Origin of the sequence: Curtobacterium sp. VKM Ac-1376 (genome assembly GCF_015351025.1) — a bacterium.
In the GTDB taxonomy this organism is placed as follows: Bacteria; Actinomycetota; Actinomycetes; order Actinomycetales; family Microbacteriaceae; genus Curtobacterium.
The window spans coordinates 130,490-142,953 of the sequence record NZ_JADKRV010000004.1; the positions used below are offsets into that span (position 1 = coordinate 130,490).

Below are 12,464 nucleotides of genomic sequence, written 5' to 3' on the forward strand. Positions count from 1 at the left end.
ACACGCCCGAAACCCAGCAGCCTCTAAACTTGCTCGGTGAGCGCCCCGCAGACCGACACCCCGCCCCGGAACCGCTTCGCGACCGGCCTCGATCGATTCTTCTCCGTCACGCAGCGCGGATCGACGATCCCCCGTGAGGTCCGTGGTGGCCTCGTCTCGTTCGTGACGATGGCGTACATCGTCATCCTGAACCCGCTGATCCTCGGTGGGTTCAGCGCCGACCAGGCCGCGAAGGACGTCTCGGGCGGTTGGCTCGAGAACGCTCAGGTCGCCGCCGCCACCGGCCTCGTCGCCGGTGTCATGACGATCGCGATGGGGGTCATCGCGAACCTGCCGTTCGGCATCGCCGCGGGCCTCGGGATCAACTCGTTCCTCGCCGTGAGCGTCGTGCAGCAGGTCACCTGGGCCGAGGCCATGGGCCTGGTCGTCATCAACGGCGTGATCATCGTGGTCCTCGCGTTGACCGGCATCCGGACGATGATCTTCACCGCGGTCCCCGCCCAGCTCAAGGCCGCGATCACCGTCGGCATCGGCCTGTTCATCGCCTTCATCGGGCTCGTCGACTCCGGCTTCGTGCGGTCCTCCGGGCTCGCGTCGCCGCCGCTGCAGCTCGGCGAGGACGGCTCCGTCGGCGCCCTGCCGACCATCGTGTTCCTGATCGGGCTCATCATCATCGGGACGCTCATGGCCCGCCGGGTCAAGGGCGCGCTGCTCATCGGCATCGTCGCGACGACGATCATCGCGATCATCCTGCAGGCGATCTTCCAGGTGCCGACCTCGGTCGACTCGAAGACCGGCTGGAACCTCAACGCCCCGGGCCTGCCCAGTGCACTGTTCGCCCTGCCCGACCTGTCCCTCGTCGGGCACGCCGACGTCTTCGGCGCGTTCACCCGCATCGGTCCGCTGGCCGCGTCGATGCTCGTCTTCACCCTCGTCTTCACGAACTTCTTCGACGCGATGGGCACCATGACCGGGCTCGCCAAGGCCGCCGGCGTCGCGAAGCCGGACGGCACGTTCCCGCGCCTGAAGTCGGCGCTCGTCGTCGAGGGCGTCGGTGCGATCGCCGGCGGTGGCGCCTCGGTGTCGTCGAACACGGTGTTCATCGACTCGGCCTCCGGCATCGGCGAGGGTGCCCGGACGGGCATGGCCTCGGTCGTCACCGGCCTGCTGTTCCTGGCGTCGATGTTCCTGACCCCGCTCACCCAGGTCGTCCCGCTCGAGGTCGCGGCCGCCGGGCTCGTCGTCGTCGGTGCGCTCATGGTCGCGCAGGTGGCGGACATCTCGTGGAGCGACTTCGGGTCGGCCCTGCCGGCGTTCCTGACGATCGTCGTCATGCCGCTGACCTACTCGATCGCGAACGGCATCGGTGCCGGCTTCGTCAGCTGGGTGCTCATCAAGCTGCTGTCCGGCCGCGGTCGCGAGGTCTCGTGGCTGCTCTACGTCGTCGCCGCGGGCTTCCTGCTGTACTTCGCGCGGGGGCCGCTGGAGGCGTTGCTCGGCGTCGGCTGACGCTGTTCGCTGGGCCTGGCTGGGCCTGGCTGGGCCTGGCTGGGCCTGGCTGGGCCTGGCCTGGCGCAAGACGCCGTCGTGTCATCGAGGCGCCGCCGAATCCGGCGGCGTCTCGACGTTTCCGGGGCGTCTTCCGCAGGACGCCGGCGTCTTCCGCAGGCCGCGTCGGCCGCGTCGGCCGCGTCGGCCTGGAGGCCCGCGCTCAGTCCGGCAGGTCGCTCGGCGTCGCCTCGTGGTGGCGCTGGTCCTGGGTGCGACGGTCTTCCTTCATGCCCGCCTCGAACAGGTGGCGGCGGCCCTGCACGAGCTCGTCGCGCGCGGTGCGCTCGAGCTCCTTGGCCAGGGCGTAGTACCCGTCGTCGTAGTCCTCGACGATCTGGAACGTCCAGCGGCCCGCGATGACGTTGCGGCCCACGAGTTCGGTGTCGATCCGGTCGGCGAGCTCGGTGTGCCCGGCCTTCCGCAGCTGCTCGACCGCCTCGCCGAGGTTCAGGTCAGCGGTGCCGGTCAGCCGGTGGAACCCGTACAGCAGGCCGCGGGCGTGCTCGATGACCTCGACCGCGGCGGACAGGCTGCCGAGCGCCTCGACCGTGGCCTCGGACACCCCCTCGGGAACCTGGTGCTGCGCGTCGGGGCCCTGATCGTCGTTCGTCATGGGTCCCGTCTACACGACGGCTGCCGAGGCCGAGCGCAGTCACTTCGTCTGGTTGGGGTGGTGGGTGTGCACGTCGGTGATGCACACCACCCGGTCATCCACGTCGACCGTGAACCAGATCCGGGCGCCGCGCTTCAGCTCGAACTGACGACGCGTCCACTCCCGGCCGGAGTGTCGAACCACACCGAGTTCCCCGCGCAGGGCGTGGCAGGACAGGTCCTCGGTCAACGGATCCGTGGTCAGCCGATCCCACGCGGCAGCGACTGCGTTCCGCTGCACCGCCACCACGTCGCGCCACCCCTGTTCCGCGCCGCGCGTCCCGAAGACGATCGTGTACTCCGTCGAACGGATCGGCCGGGGGACCCCGCCGCGCCGGCCCGCCACCGCGTCAGGGCTTCTCGACGCGGATCGGCTCAGCGAGGATCTCCGGCTCTCCGGTGTCCCAGCCCGCTGCGATCGCCTCGGCACTGTTGCGCCACGCCTGCATCTCGAGCAGGAGCCTGCGCGGCTGCCGGAGCGAGAACGAGCCACGGGCGACGTCGACGATCTCCCGGGCGAAGCGCTGCTGGTCTGCGGCGCTGAGGAGCTTGATCCACGGGTACGGGATCGCCAGCCGATCGTGGAGTGGCAGTTGCTCGTTGAGCGTCACCGCGGCGATGAGCTGCGCCGCGATGTCCAGGACCGCGTCGTCGTCGTCGGACCGTTCCTTCGTGGTGAGGACGAGGGGCTTCCCGTCGCGACGGGTGACCTCGAGCGGGGCTTCTTCCGCGGCGGCGAACACCTGCCTGGCGTGGCGGGAGAGGTCAGAGGACTGCACCGACCGTCGGGATCGGGGCGGAGCGACGAGCGTCATGGATCCAGCCTATTCAGAACGTGTTCTGAACGCAACGGTCGGTTGCGACGCCGGAGGTCGACACCTACCATTCGAACACACGTTCGAACGAGGAGACCCCGATGATGATCACCGACACGGCTGCCACGGTGTGGTGGGCCGAAGGCACGCCGACCCGGCTGGTGTGGGCCGGACGGCGCTGGCGGGTGAGCGACACCCCCACGCGGTTGACCGTGACGCGTGCGGAGCTGCCCACCGCGATCACCCATGCGCCCGAACGCACCGTGGGCTGGCGGTTCCAGGCGACCAGCGACGACGGCGAGGCCCTGGTGGTCGACATCGTGCCGCAGGGTGCCGGCTGGGGCGTGGCCCGGACATGGACGTGACCGGCCCGGACCGCTACCGTCCGGACATGGACAGGTGGATCGCACTGCTGCGCGGGGTCAACGTGAACGGCATCACGATCCGGAGCGCCGAGCTCGCGGACCTCTTCCGAGGGCTCGGGTTCGACGACGTCCGCACCGTGCTCGCCTCGGGCAACGTCGTGTTCTCCGCCGACGTGCCCGCCGATCGGCTCAAGACGTCGATCGAGCAGGGGCTGCGCGACCGGTTCGGGTACGACGCCTGGATCGTGCTCGTCCGGCACGACGCCCTCGCGGCCGTGGTCGACGGTCTCCCCTTCGAGCGTGCCGACGATCGGCACGACTACGTCGTGTTCGGGTCCGACGACGGTGCGCTCGACGCCTTGGTCGCGGACCTCGGACTCGACGACTCGGTCGAGCAGGTCACCCGCGGGGACGGGGTCGTCTACTGGTCGTGTCCGAAGGGGTTGAGTACCGACACCGTGTTCGCCAAGCGGGCCGGCGCCGCACGCTTCAAGCGCTCGACGACGACCCGCAACACGAACACCCTGCGGAAGCTCCTGTGACACTCGGCACGCTGCACCACGTCGAGCTCCGCACCGCCGACCTCGACACCGCCGCCTGGGCCTGGGGCTGGCTGCTCGGAGAACTCGGCTACGAGCCGTTCCAGGGCTGGGAGCACGGCCGGAGCTGGCGGCTCGGCCCGTTGTACGTCGTCCTCGAATCAGCGCCACTGGACGGCGACCACGACCGCCGTCGGCCGGGGCTCAGCCACCTGGCGTTCCACGCCGGTGCTGCCGACACGGTGGAGCGACTCTGGGCCGAGGCTCCCGATCACGGCTGGGCACGCCTGTACGAGGACCGACACCCGTTCGCCGGTGGCCCGGAGCACCACGCGGCCTTCCTCGAGGACGCCGAGCGGTTCAAGGTGGAGCTCGTCGCCAGCTGACGGTGCCCCCGACGCCCGGGTGGCTCAGGCCTGGGGCGGCTGGCCGTTGCTCGCCATGGTGCCGCCGTCCACCGGCAGGATCGCGCCCGTGATGAACGAGGCCGCGTCGCTGGCCAGGAACAGCACTGCCTCGGCGACCTCCTCGGAGCGTCCGCCACGACCGAGGGCGATGCGTTCGACGAACTTCGACTGCAGTGCCTCGTCCTCCGCCTGCTCCTGCGTCAGGTCGGTCCAGATGAGCCCCGGCGCGACGGCGTTCACCCGGACACCGAACTGCCCGTTGTCGAGCGCAGCGGCCTTCGTGAAGTTCGTCACGCCGCCCTTCGCCGCGTTGTAGGGGCTCATCCGCCAGTCCGCGTCCTCGCCGGAGACCGATGAGGTGTTGACGATCGAACCCTTCGTCTCGCGGAGGAACGGCAGGGCCGCCCGGGTGCCGTAGAACACACCGGACAGGTCCGTCTCGATGACCCGGCGCCACTCGGCGGTGCTGATGTCGGTGATGTCGCCCGAGCTGAAGGTGCCGGCGTTGTTCACCAGGACGTCGAGCCGGTCGAACCGGTCGATCGCCGCCCCGACGACGGTCTCCCAGTCCTCCGGGCTGGCGACGTCGGCGTGCAGGGCGACGACCCGGTCGGTCGGCAGCGAGTCGCCCACCGCGCGCACCTTCTCCTCGACGCTGTCGGTCAGGACGACCGATGCGCCCTCGTCGATGAACGCCCGTACGGTCGCTTCACCGATGCCGGACCCTGCGCCCGTGACGATCGCGACCTTGCCCTCGAACCGGTTGCCCATGATGTCTCCTCTCGTTGCACGAACCGTGCCCGGGGAGACGCCATCGACCCCAGGGGCACGGCTGACCACGGTGCCCCGGGGCGACTGAACGGGTTCGGAGGCGCCCGGAACGGCAGCGAGATGCAACTCCGCCCCGGAACCGCGAGGCGGAACCGGGGCGGAGTGGCAACTGGGCGCGACGCGCGCGGTCCGTCAGCCGGTCGAGTCGTCGAGGTCGAAGTCGCGCTCCAGGGAGATCGTCGGGATCGACGCCGTGATGACCGACCCATCGGCACGCAGCGTGCCCTGGATGTCGCTCGTGGTCGGGGCGTGCCCGGACATCCGCGGTCCCTGGTGCGACAGCGACACCACAGTGGGCTCGCCCGCCGCGATGTCCCACTGCTGGTTGTGCACCCAGACGGTGAAGCCCGAACCGGTCTCGACGGTGAACGTCATGGTGTCCTGCTCGAGGTCGACCCGCACCCGCGACCCACGCACCGTCAGGCGGTAGGTCAACCGGTCCCAGTGCCGCGGCAGCCGCGGGTTGAAGGTCATCCGCCCGCCGTGGTCGCGCATGCCGCCGAAGCCGTTGACGAGCGCGCCCCAGATGCCACCGGTCGACGCGATGTGCACGCCGTCCGACGTGTTGCCGTGCAGGTCCGCCAGGTCGACGTAGAGCGCCGTCTGGAAGTACTGGTCGGCGAGGTCGTGGTACCCGACCTCGGCCGCCATGATCGACTGCACGACCGCGGACAGTGTGGAGTCGCCGGTGGTCAGCGCGTCGTAGTAGTCGAAGTCGCGGCGCTTCTCGGCCGCCGTGAACTCGTGCCCCTGCAGGAACAGGGCCAGCACGACGTCGGCCTGCTTGAGCACCTGGAACCGGTAGATCACCAGCGGGTGGTAGTGGAGCAGCAGCGGGCGCTTCGACTCGGGGGTGTTCTCGAGGTCCCACAGTTCCTTGTCCAGGAACTGGGCGTCCTGCGGGTGGATGCCGCGGTGCGGGTCGAAGGGGATCTCCATCGATTCGGCGGCGTGCTCCCACTCGACGACCTCGTCGGGGCGCAGACCGGTCCTGCGGACCATGCGGTCGTACTCTTCCGCATCGTCGGCGGCGAGCTCGCGGCAGGCGTTGACGGCGAACCACAGGTTCGCCCGCGCCATCACGTTCGTGTAGAGGTTGTCATCGACGACAGTGGTGTACTCGTCGGGTCCGGTGACGCCGTCGATGTGGAACTTCTTGTCGCCGTTCGAGCGCCAGAAGCCGAGGTCGGCCCACAGACGCGCGGTCTCCACCAGGACGTCGATCGCACCGCGCTTCAGGAACTCGCGGTCGCCCGAGGCCTGCACGTACTGCATCAGGGCATGCGCGATGTCGGCGTCGATGTGGTACTGCGCGGTGCCGGCGGCGTAGTACGCGCTCGACTCTTCGCCGTTGATCGTCCGCCACGGGAACAGGGCTCCGCGCTGGTTCAGCTCGCGGGCACGGGCCCGCGCCGCGTCGAGCATGTTGTAGCGGAAACGCAGTGCGTTCCGGGCGACGATCGGCGCCGTGTACGACAGGAACGGCAGGACGTAGATCTCCATGTCCCAGAAGTAGTGGCCGCCGTAGCCGGAGCCGGTGACGCCCTTCGCCGCGATGCCGTGCCCGTCGGTGCGGGCGGTCGCCTGCGCGAGCTGGAAGAGGTTCCAGCGGACGGCCTGCTGGATAGCGGGCTGGCCGGCGATCTCGACGTCGCTGCGGGCCCAGTAGTCATCGAGCCACCCGCGCTGCTTCGCGAAGGTCTCATCGACGTTCTCGGCGTGTGCACGGTCGAGCGTGCGGTCGCAGCGGTCGGCGAGTTCGCGCACCGGTACCCCGCGGGAGGTGTGGTACACCACGTGCTTGACGAGCCGGATCGGCTGCCCGGCGCGGGCCTGCACCCGGTACACGTGCTTCGCCAGGTCGTCCTCGATCGACGAGGACTCGTCCCAGCTGTTCTCGGTCTCGAGGTGGTGCTCGACGCCCACGCAGATCGTCATGCCGGAACTCGCCGCCTGGTAACCGAGCACCGCGCGGCCGCCGGTGCTCCGCTTGAGCTTCGGCAGGAGCACGCGCTCCGTGAACGACTCGGCCTTGCGCGGGTCGAAGGCGTTCGCCGCCGCCCGCATCCCCGCGTGGTACTCGTCCTGCACGTCCTGGCGGTTGAGGATCTGGCTGGACAGCAGGATCGAGGCGTCCGCGTCGAGCACGGTCACCTCGTAGTCGATGACGGCGAGGTGCCGGTCGGTGAACGACACGAGTCGGCGCGAGCGGATGAGCACGCGTTTGCCCGACGGCGTCGACCACTCGGTCTCGCGGAACAGGTACCCGCCGCGGAACTCGAGCCGACGGGTGTGCCGGAGGATGTCGGCTTCGGCCAGGACGAGCGGCTCGTCGTCGACGTAGAGGCGGATCACCTTCGCGTCGGGCGCGTTGATGATCGTCTGCCCGGTCTTCGCGAAGCCGAAGGCGTCCTCCGCGTGGCGGATGGGCCAGGTCTCGTGGAACCCGTTGATGTACGTGCCGTACTGCACGCCGCCGCGCCCCTCGTCGAGGTTGCCGCGCAGGCCGAGGTACCCGTTGCCGACGGCGAAGTTCGTCTCGGCGACGCCCTGCTGGTCGGGGGAGTACTCGGTCTCGACGAGTGCCCACTCGTCGATCGGGTAACGGACGCGGTCGAGGGGGTCCGAGGTGATGGGGTTCATGCTGCTCCGTGGAAGGGAGGGAGATTGGGGGGCGTCGATGTGGCCGAGAGGCGCGGCTCGCCTCGGCCTGCCGGTCTACGTCGTGCTCGTGGCCGGGGCGGGCAGCTCGTCGAGGAGTTCGGCGAGGTCGGACACCACGACGTCCGCGCCGTGCGCACGCAGGGCATCAGCACCGGCGCCGCGGTCGACACCGACGACGAGGCCGAACGCCCCGTTCCGACCGGCTTCGACCCCGCTGGTGGCGTCCTCGACCACGACGCACTCGGCGGCCGTGAGCCCGAACCGCGTCGCAGCGTCCAGGTAGGTGTCCGGGGCGGGCTTGCCGGCCAGGCCGTCCTGACGTGCGACGAGCCCGTCGACCACCACGGGGAACCGGTCGAGGATGCCGGCAGTCCGGAGCACCGAGGTGGCGTTCGCCGAGCTGGAGACCACGGCGACGGCCATGCCGGCATCGATCGCCGCGGTGAGGAACCGCAACGACCCGGGGTAGGGCTCCACCCCGTGCTCGTCGAGCTCGGCCGTGAACTCCGCGTTCTTCCGGTTGCCGAGACCGCACACCGTGTCCGCGTCTGGCGGGTCGTCGGGGGTGCCCTGCGGCAGGTCGACGCCGCGGGACTCGAGCAGGGACCGGACACCGTCGTAGCGCGGCTTGCCGTCGATGTACGCGAAGTAGTCCTGCTCCGTGTACGGCGCGACACCGTGCGCGGCCAGGTACGGGGTGAAGAGCCGGCTCCACGCCCGCATGTGCACGTCGGCGGTCGGGGTGAGCACGCCGTCGAGGTCGAACAGGAGCGCTCGCTGGTCGGCGAGTCGCGCGGGCGTGCGCTGGTCCTGCGTCGTCATCTGCGGTCCTCCGGGGACGGTGTCGTGGGACGTTGGCTCCCGCCGAGTCTAGGACCGGTCCAGTGGGCGTGTTCCGATGCGCCGCACCCTGTGGACGGAGTCCACCCGGGCGTCGAGTGTGGAGGACGAGTCTCGACCACGATCCACCTGTGAGGGCTCGGAGAGACGCACGGGCACGCTGACCCGGACGAAAGGCACGACCATGACCAGCGACACCGCAGCCCCGCCGCACGACGGCACGCAGTCGAAGCTCCGACAGGCGATCACCGGCCCGCTGCTGTACCTCTTCATCCTCGGGGACGTCCTCGGCGCCGGTATCTACGCCCTGATGGGGACCCTGTCGAAGGACGTCGGCGGTGCGCTCTGGGCACCGCTCGTCCTCGCGCTCCTGCTCGCCCTGCTGACGGCCGGCTCGTACGCCGAACTCGTGACGAAGTACCCGAAGGCTGGCGGCGCAGCGGTCTTCGCCGAGCGCGCGTACAAGTCGCCGATCGTCTCGTTCCTGGTCGGCTTCAGCATGCTCGCGGCCGGTGTCACGAGCGCCGCGGGCCTGTCGCTCGCGTTCGCCGGGGACTACCTCGGCACCTTCGTCGACCTGCCGCCGGTCCCGACCGCGATCGTCTTCCTCGCCCTGATCGCGTGCCTGAACGCCCGCGGCATCTCCGACTCGCTCAAGAGCAACGTCGTGATGACGATCATCGAGGTCACCGGCCTCGTCATCGTGATCGTGGTCGTCGCGGTGATGCTCGGCGGCGGTGGCGGTGACGTCTCGCGCATCGGGGAGTTCCCGGCCGACGCGAACCCCGCGCTCGCGACCCTGAGCGCCGCGATCGTCGCGTACTACTCGTTCGTCGGCTTCGAGACCTCGGCGAACATCGCGGAGGAGGTCCGCGAGCCCCGCCGTGTGTACCCGAAGGCCCTGTTCGGTGCCCTCGCCACGGCCGGCGTCGTCTACGTCCTCGTCGCGCTCGCCAGCTCCATCGCGCTCCCCGCCTCGGAGCTGTCCGACTCGAGCGGTCCGCTGCTCGCCGTGGTCTCCGCCAGCGGCGTCCCGATCCCCGACTGGGTCTTCAGCCTCATCGCCCTGGTCGCTGTCGCGAACGGTGCCCTGTTGACGATGATCATGTCGAGCCGCGTCACCTACGGCATGGCCGAGCAGCGACTGCTGCCCGGCCTGCTCGCGAAGGTCCTGCCGAACCGGAAGACCCCGTGGACCGCGATCATCGCGACCACCATCGTCGCGATGCTCCTGACCCTCGTCGGTGACGTCGGAGTCCTGGCAGAGACGGTCGTCCTCCTGTTGCTCTTCGTGTTCATCAGCACCAACGTCGCCGTCCTGGTGCTCCGCCGTGACCGCGTCGAGCACGACCACTTCCGGGTCTGGACGTTCGTCCCGGTCCTCGGCGTCCTGTCGTGCATCCTCCTGCTGACGCAGCAGAGCGGCCAGGTGTGGCTCTACGCCGCGATCCTGCTCGCCGTGGGTGTGGTGCTGTACTTCGTCGCCCGGTTCACCGGTCGCCGTTCCGGCCGCGACCACGAGGCGGGCGTGATCCACTGATGCCAGCGCACCACGGGCCTCCAGGCAGACCGTCTGGAGGCCCGTGGTGCGTCCGCCGGGCAGCACACGTGCTCAGCGCAGGTCGCGCACCCAGGCCTCGACCGCGTCCGCGATCTGCTGGCGGGCATCAGCACGGCTGATGGTCGCCGTGCGGTCGCCCGGCTGGTCGCCGTAGGCGCCGAAGTCGGCGTGGTTCGCCCCCTGGATCTCGGTCATGGTCGCGGTCGACGGCAACCGGTGCCGTGCCGCGTCGACCTTGGCCGGTGTCGACAGACCGTCACGCGAACCGGAGACGCTCAGCACGTCGATGTACGAGCGGCTGACGTCGTTCGCGCAGTAGCTGCCGAACAACAGCAGACCGTCGGCGTCCTCGGCGAGCTGGCACGCGCGGACGCCCCCGAGCGAGTGTCCACCGACCGCCCACCGCGTGACGGACGGGGCGTGCGCCTCGAACGTCGACAGCGGGCGGGTGTCGAAGAACGCGAGGTTGAGCGTGGGCTTCGTGATGACCACGGTCGTGCCGTTCGCCACCACCTGCCGGAACGTTGCCAGGTAGGCGTACGGATCGACCTTCGCGCCCGGGATGAAGACGATCCCGACCCCGTCGGCCTGGCCGGTCGGCGTCATCACCACCGAGTCACCGGCGTCCCGCACCGCGATCCGGTCATCGCGCCAGACCTGCAGTGCCGCACCACGGGTGCCCGGCATGACGATGTGTGCCCAGACGAGGAACACCACCGTGAGCAGCACGAGGACCGCGACGATCCACGCGGTCCACCGCAGTACTCGGTTCATGGGGCCACCGTACGGCGCATCCGGGCGGGCGTCATTCGCTTCGTGAGCTTCGTGAGCTTCGTGAGCTTCGTGAGCTTCGTGAGCTTCGTGAGCAGGAAAGGTCGGGTGCGACGTGCACACCCGACCATTCCTGCTCCCGATGTCGCCCGGGGCGGGCGACCGTGACGAGCTACGCCGTGATGGCGGCGCGCAACTCGGCGGCGGCGGCACCGACGTCCGAGGCGCTGTAGATGGCGCTGCCGGCGACGGCGATGCGCGCGCCCGACTCCTGCACCGAGGCGATCGAGGAGGCGTTCACGCCACCCGCGATCGAGAACGGGACACCCGACTCCTTGCCGGCGTCGAGCAGCGTCGAGAACGTGAAGCCCTCTTCCGCCTGCTCGTCGAGCCCGGCGTGGACCTCGACGAACTCGGCGCCGAGGGCGACGACCTCGCGGGCACGGGCGGCCTTGTCGGAGACGCCGATCAGGTCGACGACGATGCCCTTGCCGTGCTTCTTCGCGGCCTTGACGGCACCGACGATCGTCGAGTCCCCGGCGACACCGAGGACGGTGACCAGGTCGGCTCCGGCCGAGAAGGCGATGTCGGCCTCGAGCTCACCGGCGTCCATGGTCTTGAGGTCGGCGAACACGATCTTGTCGGGGTGCGCTTCCTTGATCGCGGTGACCGCGGACAGGCCCGCGCTCTTGATCAGGGGCGTGCCGAGCTCGAGGACGTCGACGTGCGGCGCGGCCGCAGCGGCGAGCTCGAGGGCGGCTTCGGTGGTCAGGGTGTCCATGGCGAACTGGAGCTGCATGGGTGTGCCTTTCATTCGAGGTTGGCGTGTCGGGGCCAGAGGTCGTCGGCGGACTGCCCGCCTCGGGCCCACAGGGTGTGGAAGAGTGCGTCGCCGATCAGGGCGACGGCCTGTTCGAAGAGGCTGCCGGCGTACTGGGCCGAGGCCGTACCGGAGCGGTCGGTCTTCGTCGCGGCCGGCAGCACGATGGTGACGTCGGCCAGCTCGGCGAGCGGGGAGTCGTCGGTGGTCGAGAGCGCCACGACGGCGGCACCGACCTCGTGCGCGGTCCGCGCGGCCTGGACGATCCCGGTCGTGGTGCCCGAGCCGCTCGCGACGAGGAGCAGGTCGCCCGGTCGGATGGCCGGGGTGGTGACCTCGCCGACGACGTGCGCGTCGAGTCCGAGGTGCATGAGCCGCATCGCGGTCATGCGGAGGGCGAGTCCGGAGCGGCCGGCGCCGTGCACGAACACCCGGTCCGCGCCCTCGATCAGGTCGACTGCGCGCTGGGCCGGAGCGTCGTCGAGGCGTGCGGCCAGTTCGCCGACCTCGCGGACGACCAGGTCGAGCGCTGCGGAGACGGTGGGTTCTGCCATGCCCTCGATCCTTCCGTCGCGGGGACGGCTGCGCCGCTACCCGCCCCGGCGGGCGTCCCACCCCATCGGGTGGGCCTGCCCGCACGGGTGGGACG

Annotated in this window: 14 protein-coding genes; 5 read left to right on the forward strand and 9 right to left on the reverse strand. The window is 70.2% G+C overall.

Annotated elements, in window-relative coordinates; genetic code table 11:
- The first annotated feature begins 36 nt into the window (after window positions 1–36).
- Window positions 37–1,509, forward strand: coding sequence for an NCS2 family permease (locus tag ITJ56_RS07345; protein WP_194629197.1), 1,473 nt, complete (start codon window positions 37–39; stop codon window positions 1,507–1,509).
- Window positions 1,510–1,711: 202 nt separating this feature from the next.
- On the opposite strand, the gene ITJ56_RS07350 is transcribed toward ITJ56_RS07345, so the two are convergent.
- From ITJ56_RS07350 to ITJ56_RS07360, 3 genes are read right to left on the reverse strand one after another with little or no spacing between them, the layout of a single operon-like run.
- The gene (locus tag ITJ56_RS07350; RefSeq protein ID WP_194629199.1) at window positions 1,712–2,164 is read right to left on the reverse strand and encodes a hypothetical protein; all 453 of its coding nucleotides are present in this window, start codon (window positions 2,162–2,164) and stop codon (window positions 1,712–1,714) included.
- A gap of 39 nt (window positions 2,165–2,203) precedes the next feature.
- Window positions 2,204–2,548, reverse strand: a complete 345-nt coding sequence (locus ITJ56_RS07355) for a hypothetical protein (protein ID WP_027466784.1) — start codon at window positions 2,546–2,548, stop codon at window positions 2,204–2,206.
- A gap of 4 nt (window positions 2,549–2,552) precedes the next feature.
- Window positions 2,553–3,017: a prevent-host-death protein gene (locus ITJ56_RS07360; protein WP_194629200.1), complete on the reverse strand. Its 465-nt coding sequence runs from the start codon at window positions 3,015–3,017 to the stop codon at window positions 2,553–2,555.
- Window positions 3,018–3,118: 101 nt separating this feature from the next.
- On the opposite strand from ITJ56_RS07360, the gene ITJ56_RS07365 reads away from it, so the two are divergent.
- From ITJ56_RS07365 to ITJ56_RS18360, 3 genes are read left to right on the forward strand one after another with little or no spacing between them, the layout of a single operon-like run.
- Entirely contained in the window at window positions 3,119–3,382 is a 264-nt protein-coding gene (locus ITJ56_RS07365) for a hypothetical protein (protein WP_194629202.1), read from the forward strand.
- 26 nt (window positions 3,383–3,408) lie between these two features.
- Window positions 3,409–3,924 (forward strand): DUF1697 domain-containing protein, encoded by a 516-nt coding sequence (locus ITJ56_RS18355; protein ID WP_228517312.1) that lies wholly within the window; start codon window positions 3,409–3,411, stop codon window positions 3,922–3,924.
- A complete protein-coding gene (locus ITJ56_RS18360; RefSeq protein ID WP_323749748.1) occupies window positions 3,921–4,307 on the forward strand; it encodes a VOC family protein in 387 nt (128 codons plus the stop codon). The genes ITJ56_RS18355 and ITJ56_RS18360 overlap by 4 nt, the downstream gene beginning before the upstream one ends.
- 24 nt (window positions 4,308–4,331) lie before the next feature.
- Here the strand turns inward: ITJ56_RS18360 and ITJ56_RS07375 are convergent, their stop codons facing one another.
- The 3 genes from ITJ56_RS07375 to ITJ56_RS07385 all read right to left on the reverse strand — a co-directional run bounded on the left by ITJ56_RS07375 (window position 4,332) and on the right by ITJ56_RS07385 (window position 8,645).
- Entirely contained in the window at window positions 4,332–5,099 is a 768-nt protein-coding gene (locus ITJ56_RS07375) for an SDR family NAD(P)-dependent oxidoreductase (RefSeq protein ID WP_194629204.1), read from the reverse strand.
- Window positions 5,100–5,291: 192 nt separating this feature from the next.
- Window positions 5,292–7,802 carry a glycoside hydrolase family 65 protein gene (locus ITJ56_RS07380; protein ID WP_194629206.1) on the reverse strand — a complete coding sequence of 837 codons (2,511 nt, stop codon included), beginning with the start codon at window positions 7,800–7,802 and terminating at the stop codon, window positions 5,292–5,294.
- Between the two features lie 75 nt (window positions 7,803–7,877).
- The gene (locus ITJ56_RS07385) at window positions 7,878–8,645 is read right to left on the reverse strand and encodes an HAD family hydrolase (protein ID WP_194629208.1); all 768 of its coding nucleotides are present in this window, start codon (window positions 8,643–8,645) and stop codon (window positions 7,878–7,880) included.
- A 202-nt stretch (window positions 8,646–8,847) separates the two neighbouring features.
- On the opposite strand from ITJ56_RS07385, the gene ITJ56_RS07390 reads away from it, so the two are divergent.
- Complete coding sequence (locus ITJ56_RS07390) at window positions 8,848–10,203, forward strand: APC family permease (RefSeq protein WP_194629210.1); 1,356 nt, start codon at window positions 8,848–8,850, stop codon at window positions 10,201–10,203.
- Between the two features lie 72 nt (window positions 10,204–10,275).
- Here ITJ56_RS07390 and ITJ56_RS07395 read toward each other — a convergent pair whose 3' ends face one another.
- From ITJ56_RS07395 to hxlB, 3 genes are all read right to left on the reverse strand, one after another.
- Window positions 10,276–10,998 (reverse strand): alpha/beta hydrolase, encoded by a 723-nt coding sequence (locus ITJ56_RS07395; protein WP_194629212.1) that lies wholly within the window; start codon window positions 10,996–10,998, stop codon window positions 10,276–10,278.
- A gap of 169 nt (window positions 10,999–11,167) precedes the next feature.
- Window positions 11,168–11,794, reverse strand: a complete 627-nt coding sequence (hxlA, locus tag ITJ56_RS07400; RefSeq protein ID WP_194629213.1) for a 3-hexulose-6-phosphate synthase — start codon at window positions 11,792–11,794, stop codon at window positions 11,168–11,170.
- Window positions 11,795–11,805: 11 nt separating this feature from the next.
- On the reverse strand, window positions 11,806–12,369 hold the full coding sequence (gene hxlB, locus ITJ56_RS07405; RefSeq protein ID WP_194629215.1) for a 6-phospho-3-hexuloisomerase: 564 nt from the start codon (window positions 12,367–12,369) through the stop codon (window positions 11,806–11,808).
- Window positions 12,370–12,464: the final 95 nt, after the last annotated feature.

What these genes read in the sequence shown, in the direction of transcription:
- ITJ56_RS07350 (WP_194629199.1), bottom strand. Translation starts at nt 2,164, where the DNA reads ATGACGAACGACGATCAGGGCCCCGACGCGCAGCACCAGGTTCCCGAG.
- ITJ56_RS07360 (WP_194629200.1), bottom strand. Translation starts at nt 3,017, where the DNA reads ATGACGCTCGTCGCTCCGCCCCGATCCCGACGGTCGGTGCAGTCCTCT.
- ITJ56_RS07365 (WP_194629202.1), top strand. Translation starts at nt 3,119, where the DNA reads ATGATGATCACCGACACGGCTGCCACGGTGTGGTGGGCCGAAGGCACG.
- ITJ56_RS18355 (WP_228517312.1), top strand. Translation starts at nt 3,409, where the DNA reads ATGGACAGGTGGATCGCACTGCTGCGCGGGGTCAACGTGAACGGCATC.
- ITJ56_RS07375 (WP_194629204.1), bottom strand. Translation starts at nt 5,099, where the DNA reads ATGGGCAACCGGTTCGAGGGCAAGGTCGCGATCGTCACGGGCGCAGGG.
- ITJ56_RS07380 (WP_194629206.1), bottom strand. Translation starts at nt 7,802, where the DNA reads ATGAACCCCATCACCTCGGACCCCCTCGACCGCGTCCGTTACCCGATC.
- ITJ56_RS07385 (WP_194629208.1), bottom strand. Translation starts at nt 8,645, where the DNA reads ATGACGACGCAGGACCAGCGCACGCCCGCGCGACTCGCCGACCAGCGA.
- ITJ56_RS07390 (WP_194629210.1), top strand. Translation starts at nt 8,848, where the DNA reads ATGACCAGCGACACCGCAGCCCCGCCGCACGACGGCACGCAGTCGAAG.
- ITJ56_RS07395 (WP_194629212.1), bottom strand. Translation starts at nt 10,998, where the DNA reads ATGAACCGAGTACTGCGGTGGACCGCGTGGATCGTCGCGGTCCTCGTG.
- hxlA (WP_194629213.1), bottom strand. Translation starts at nt 11,794, where the DNA reads ATGCAGCTCCAGTTCGCCATGGACACCCTGACCACCGAAGCCGCCCTC.
- hxlB (WP_194629215.1), bottom strand. Translation starts at nt 12,369, where the DNA reads ATGGCAGAACCCACCGTCTCCGCAGCGCTCGACCTGGTCGTCCGCGAG.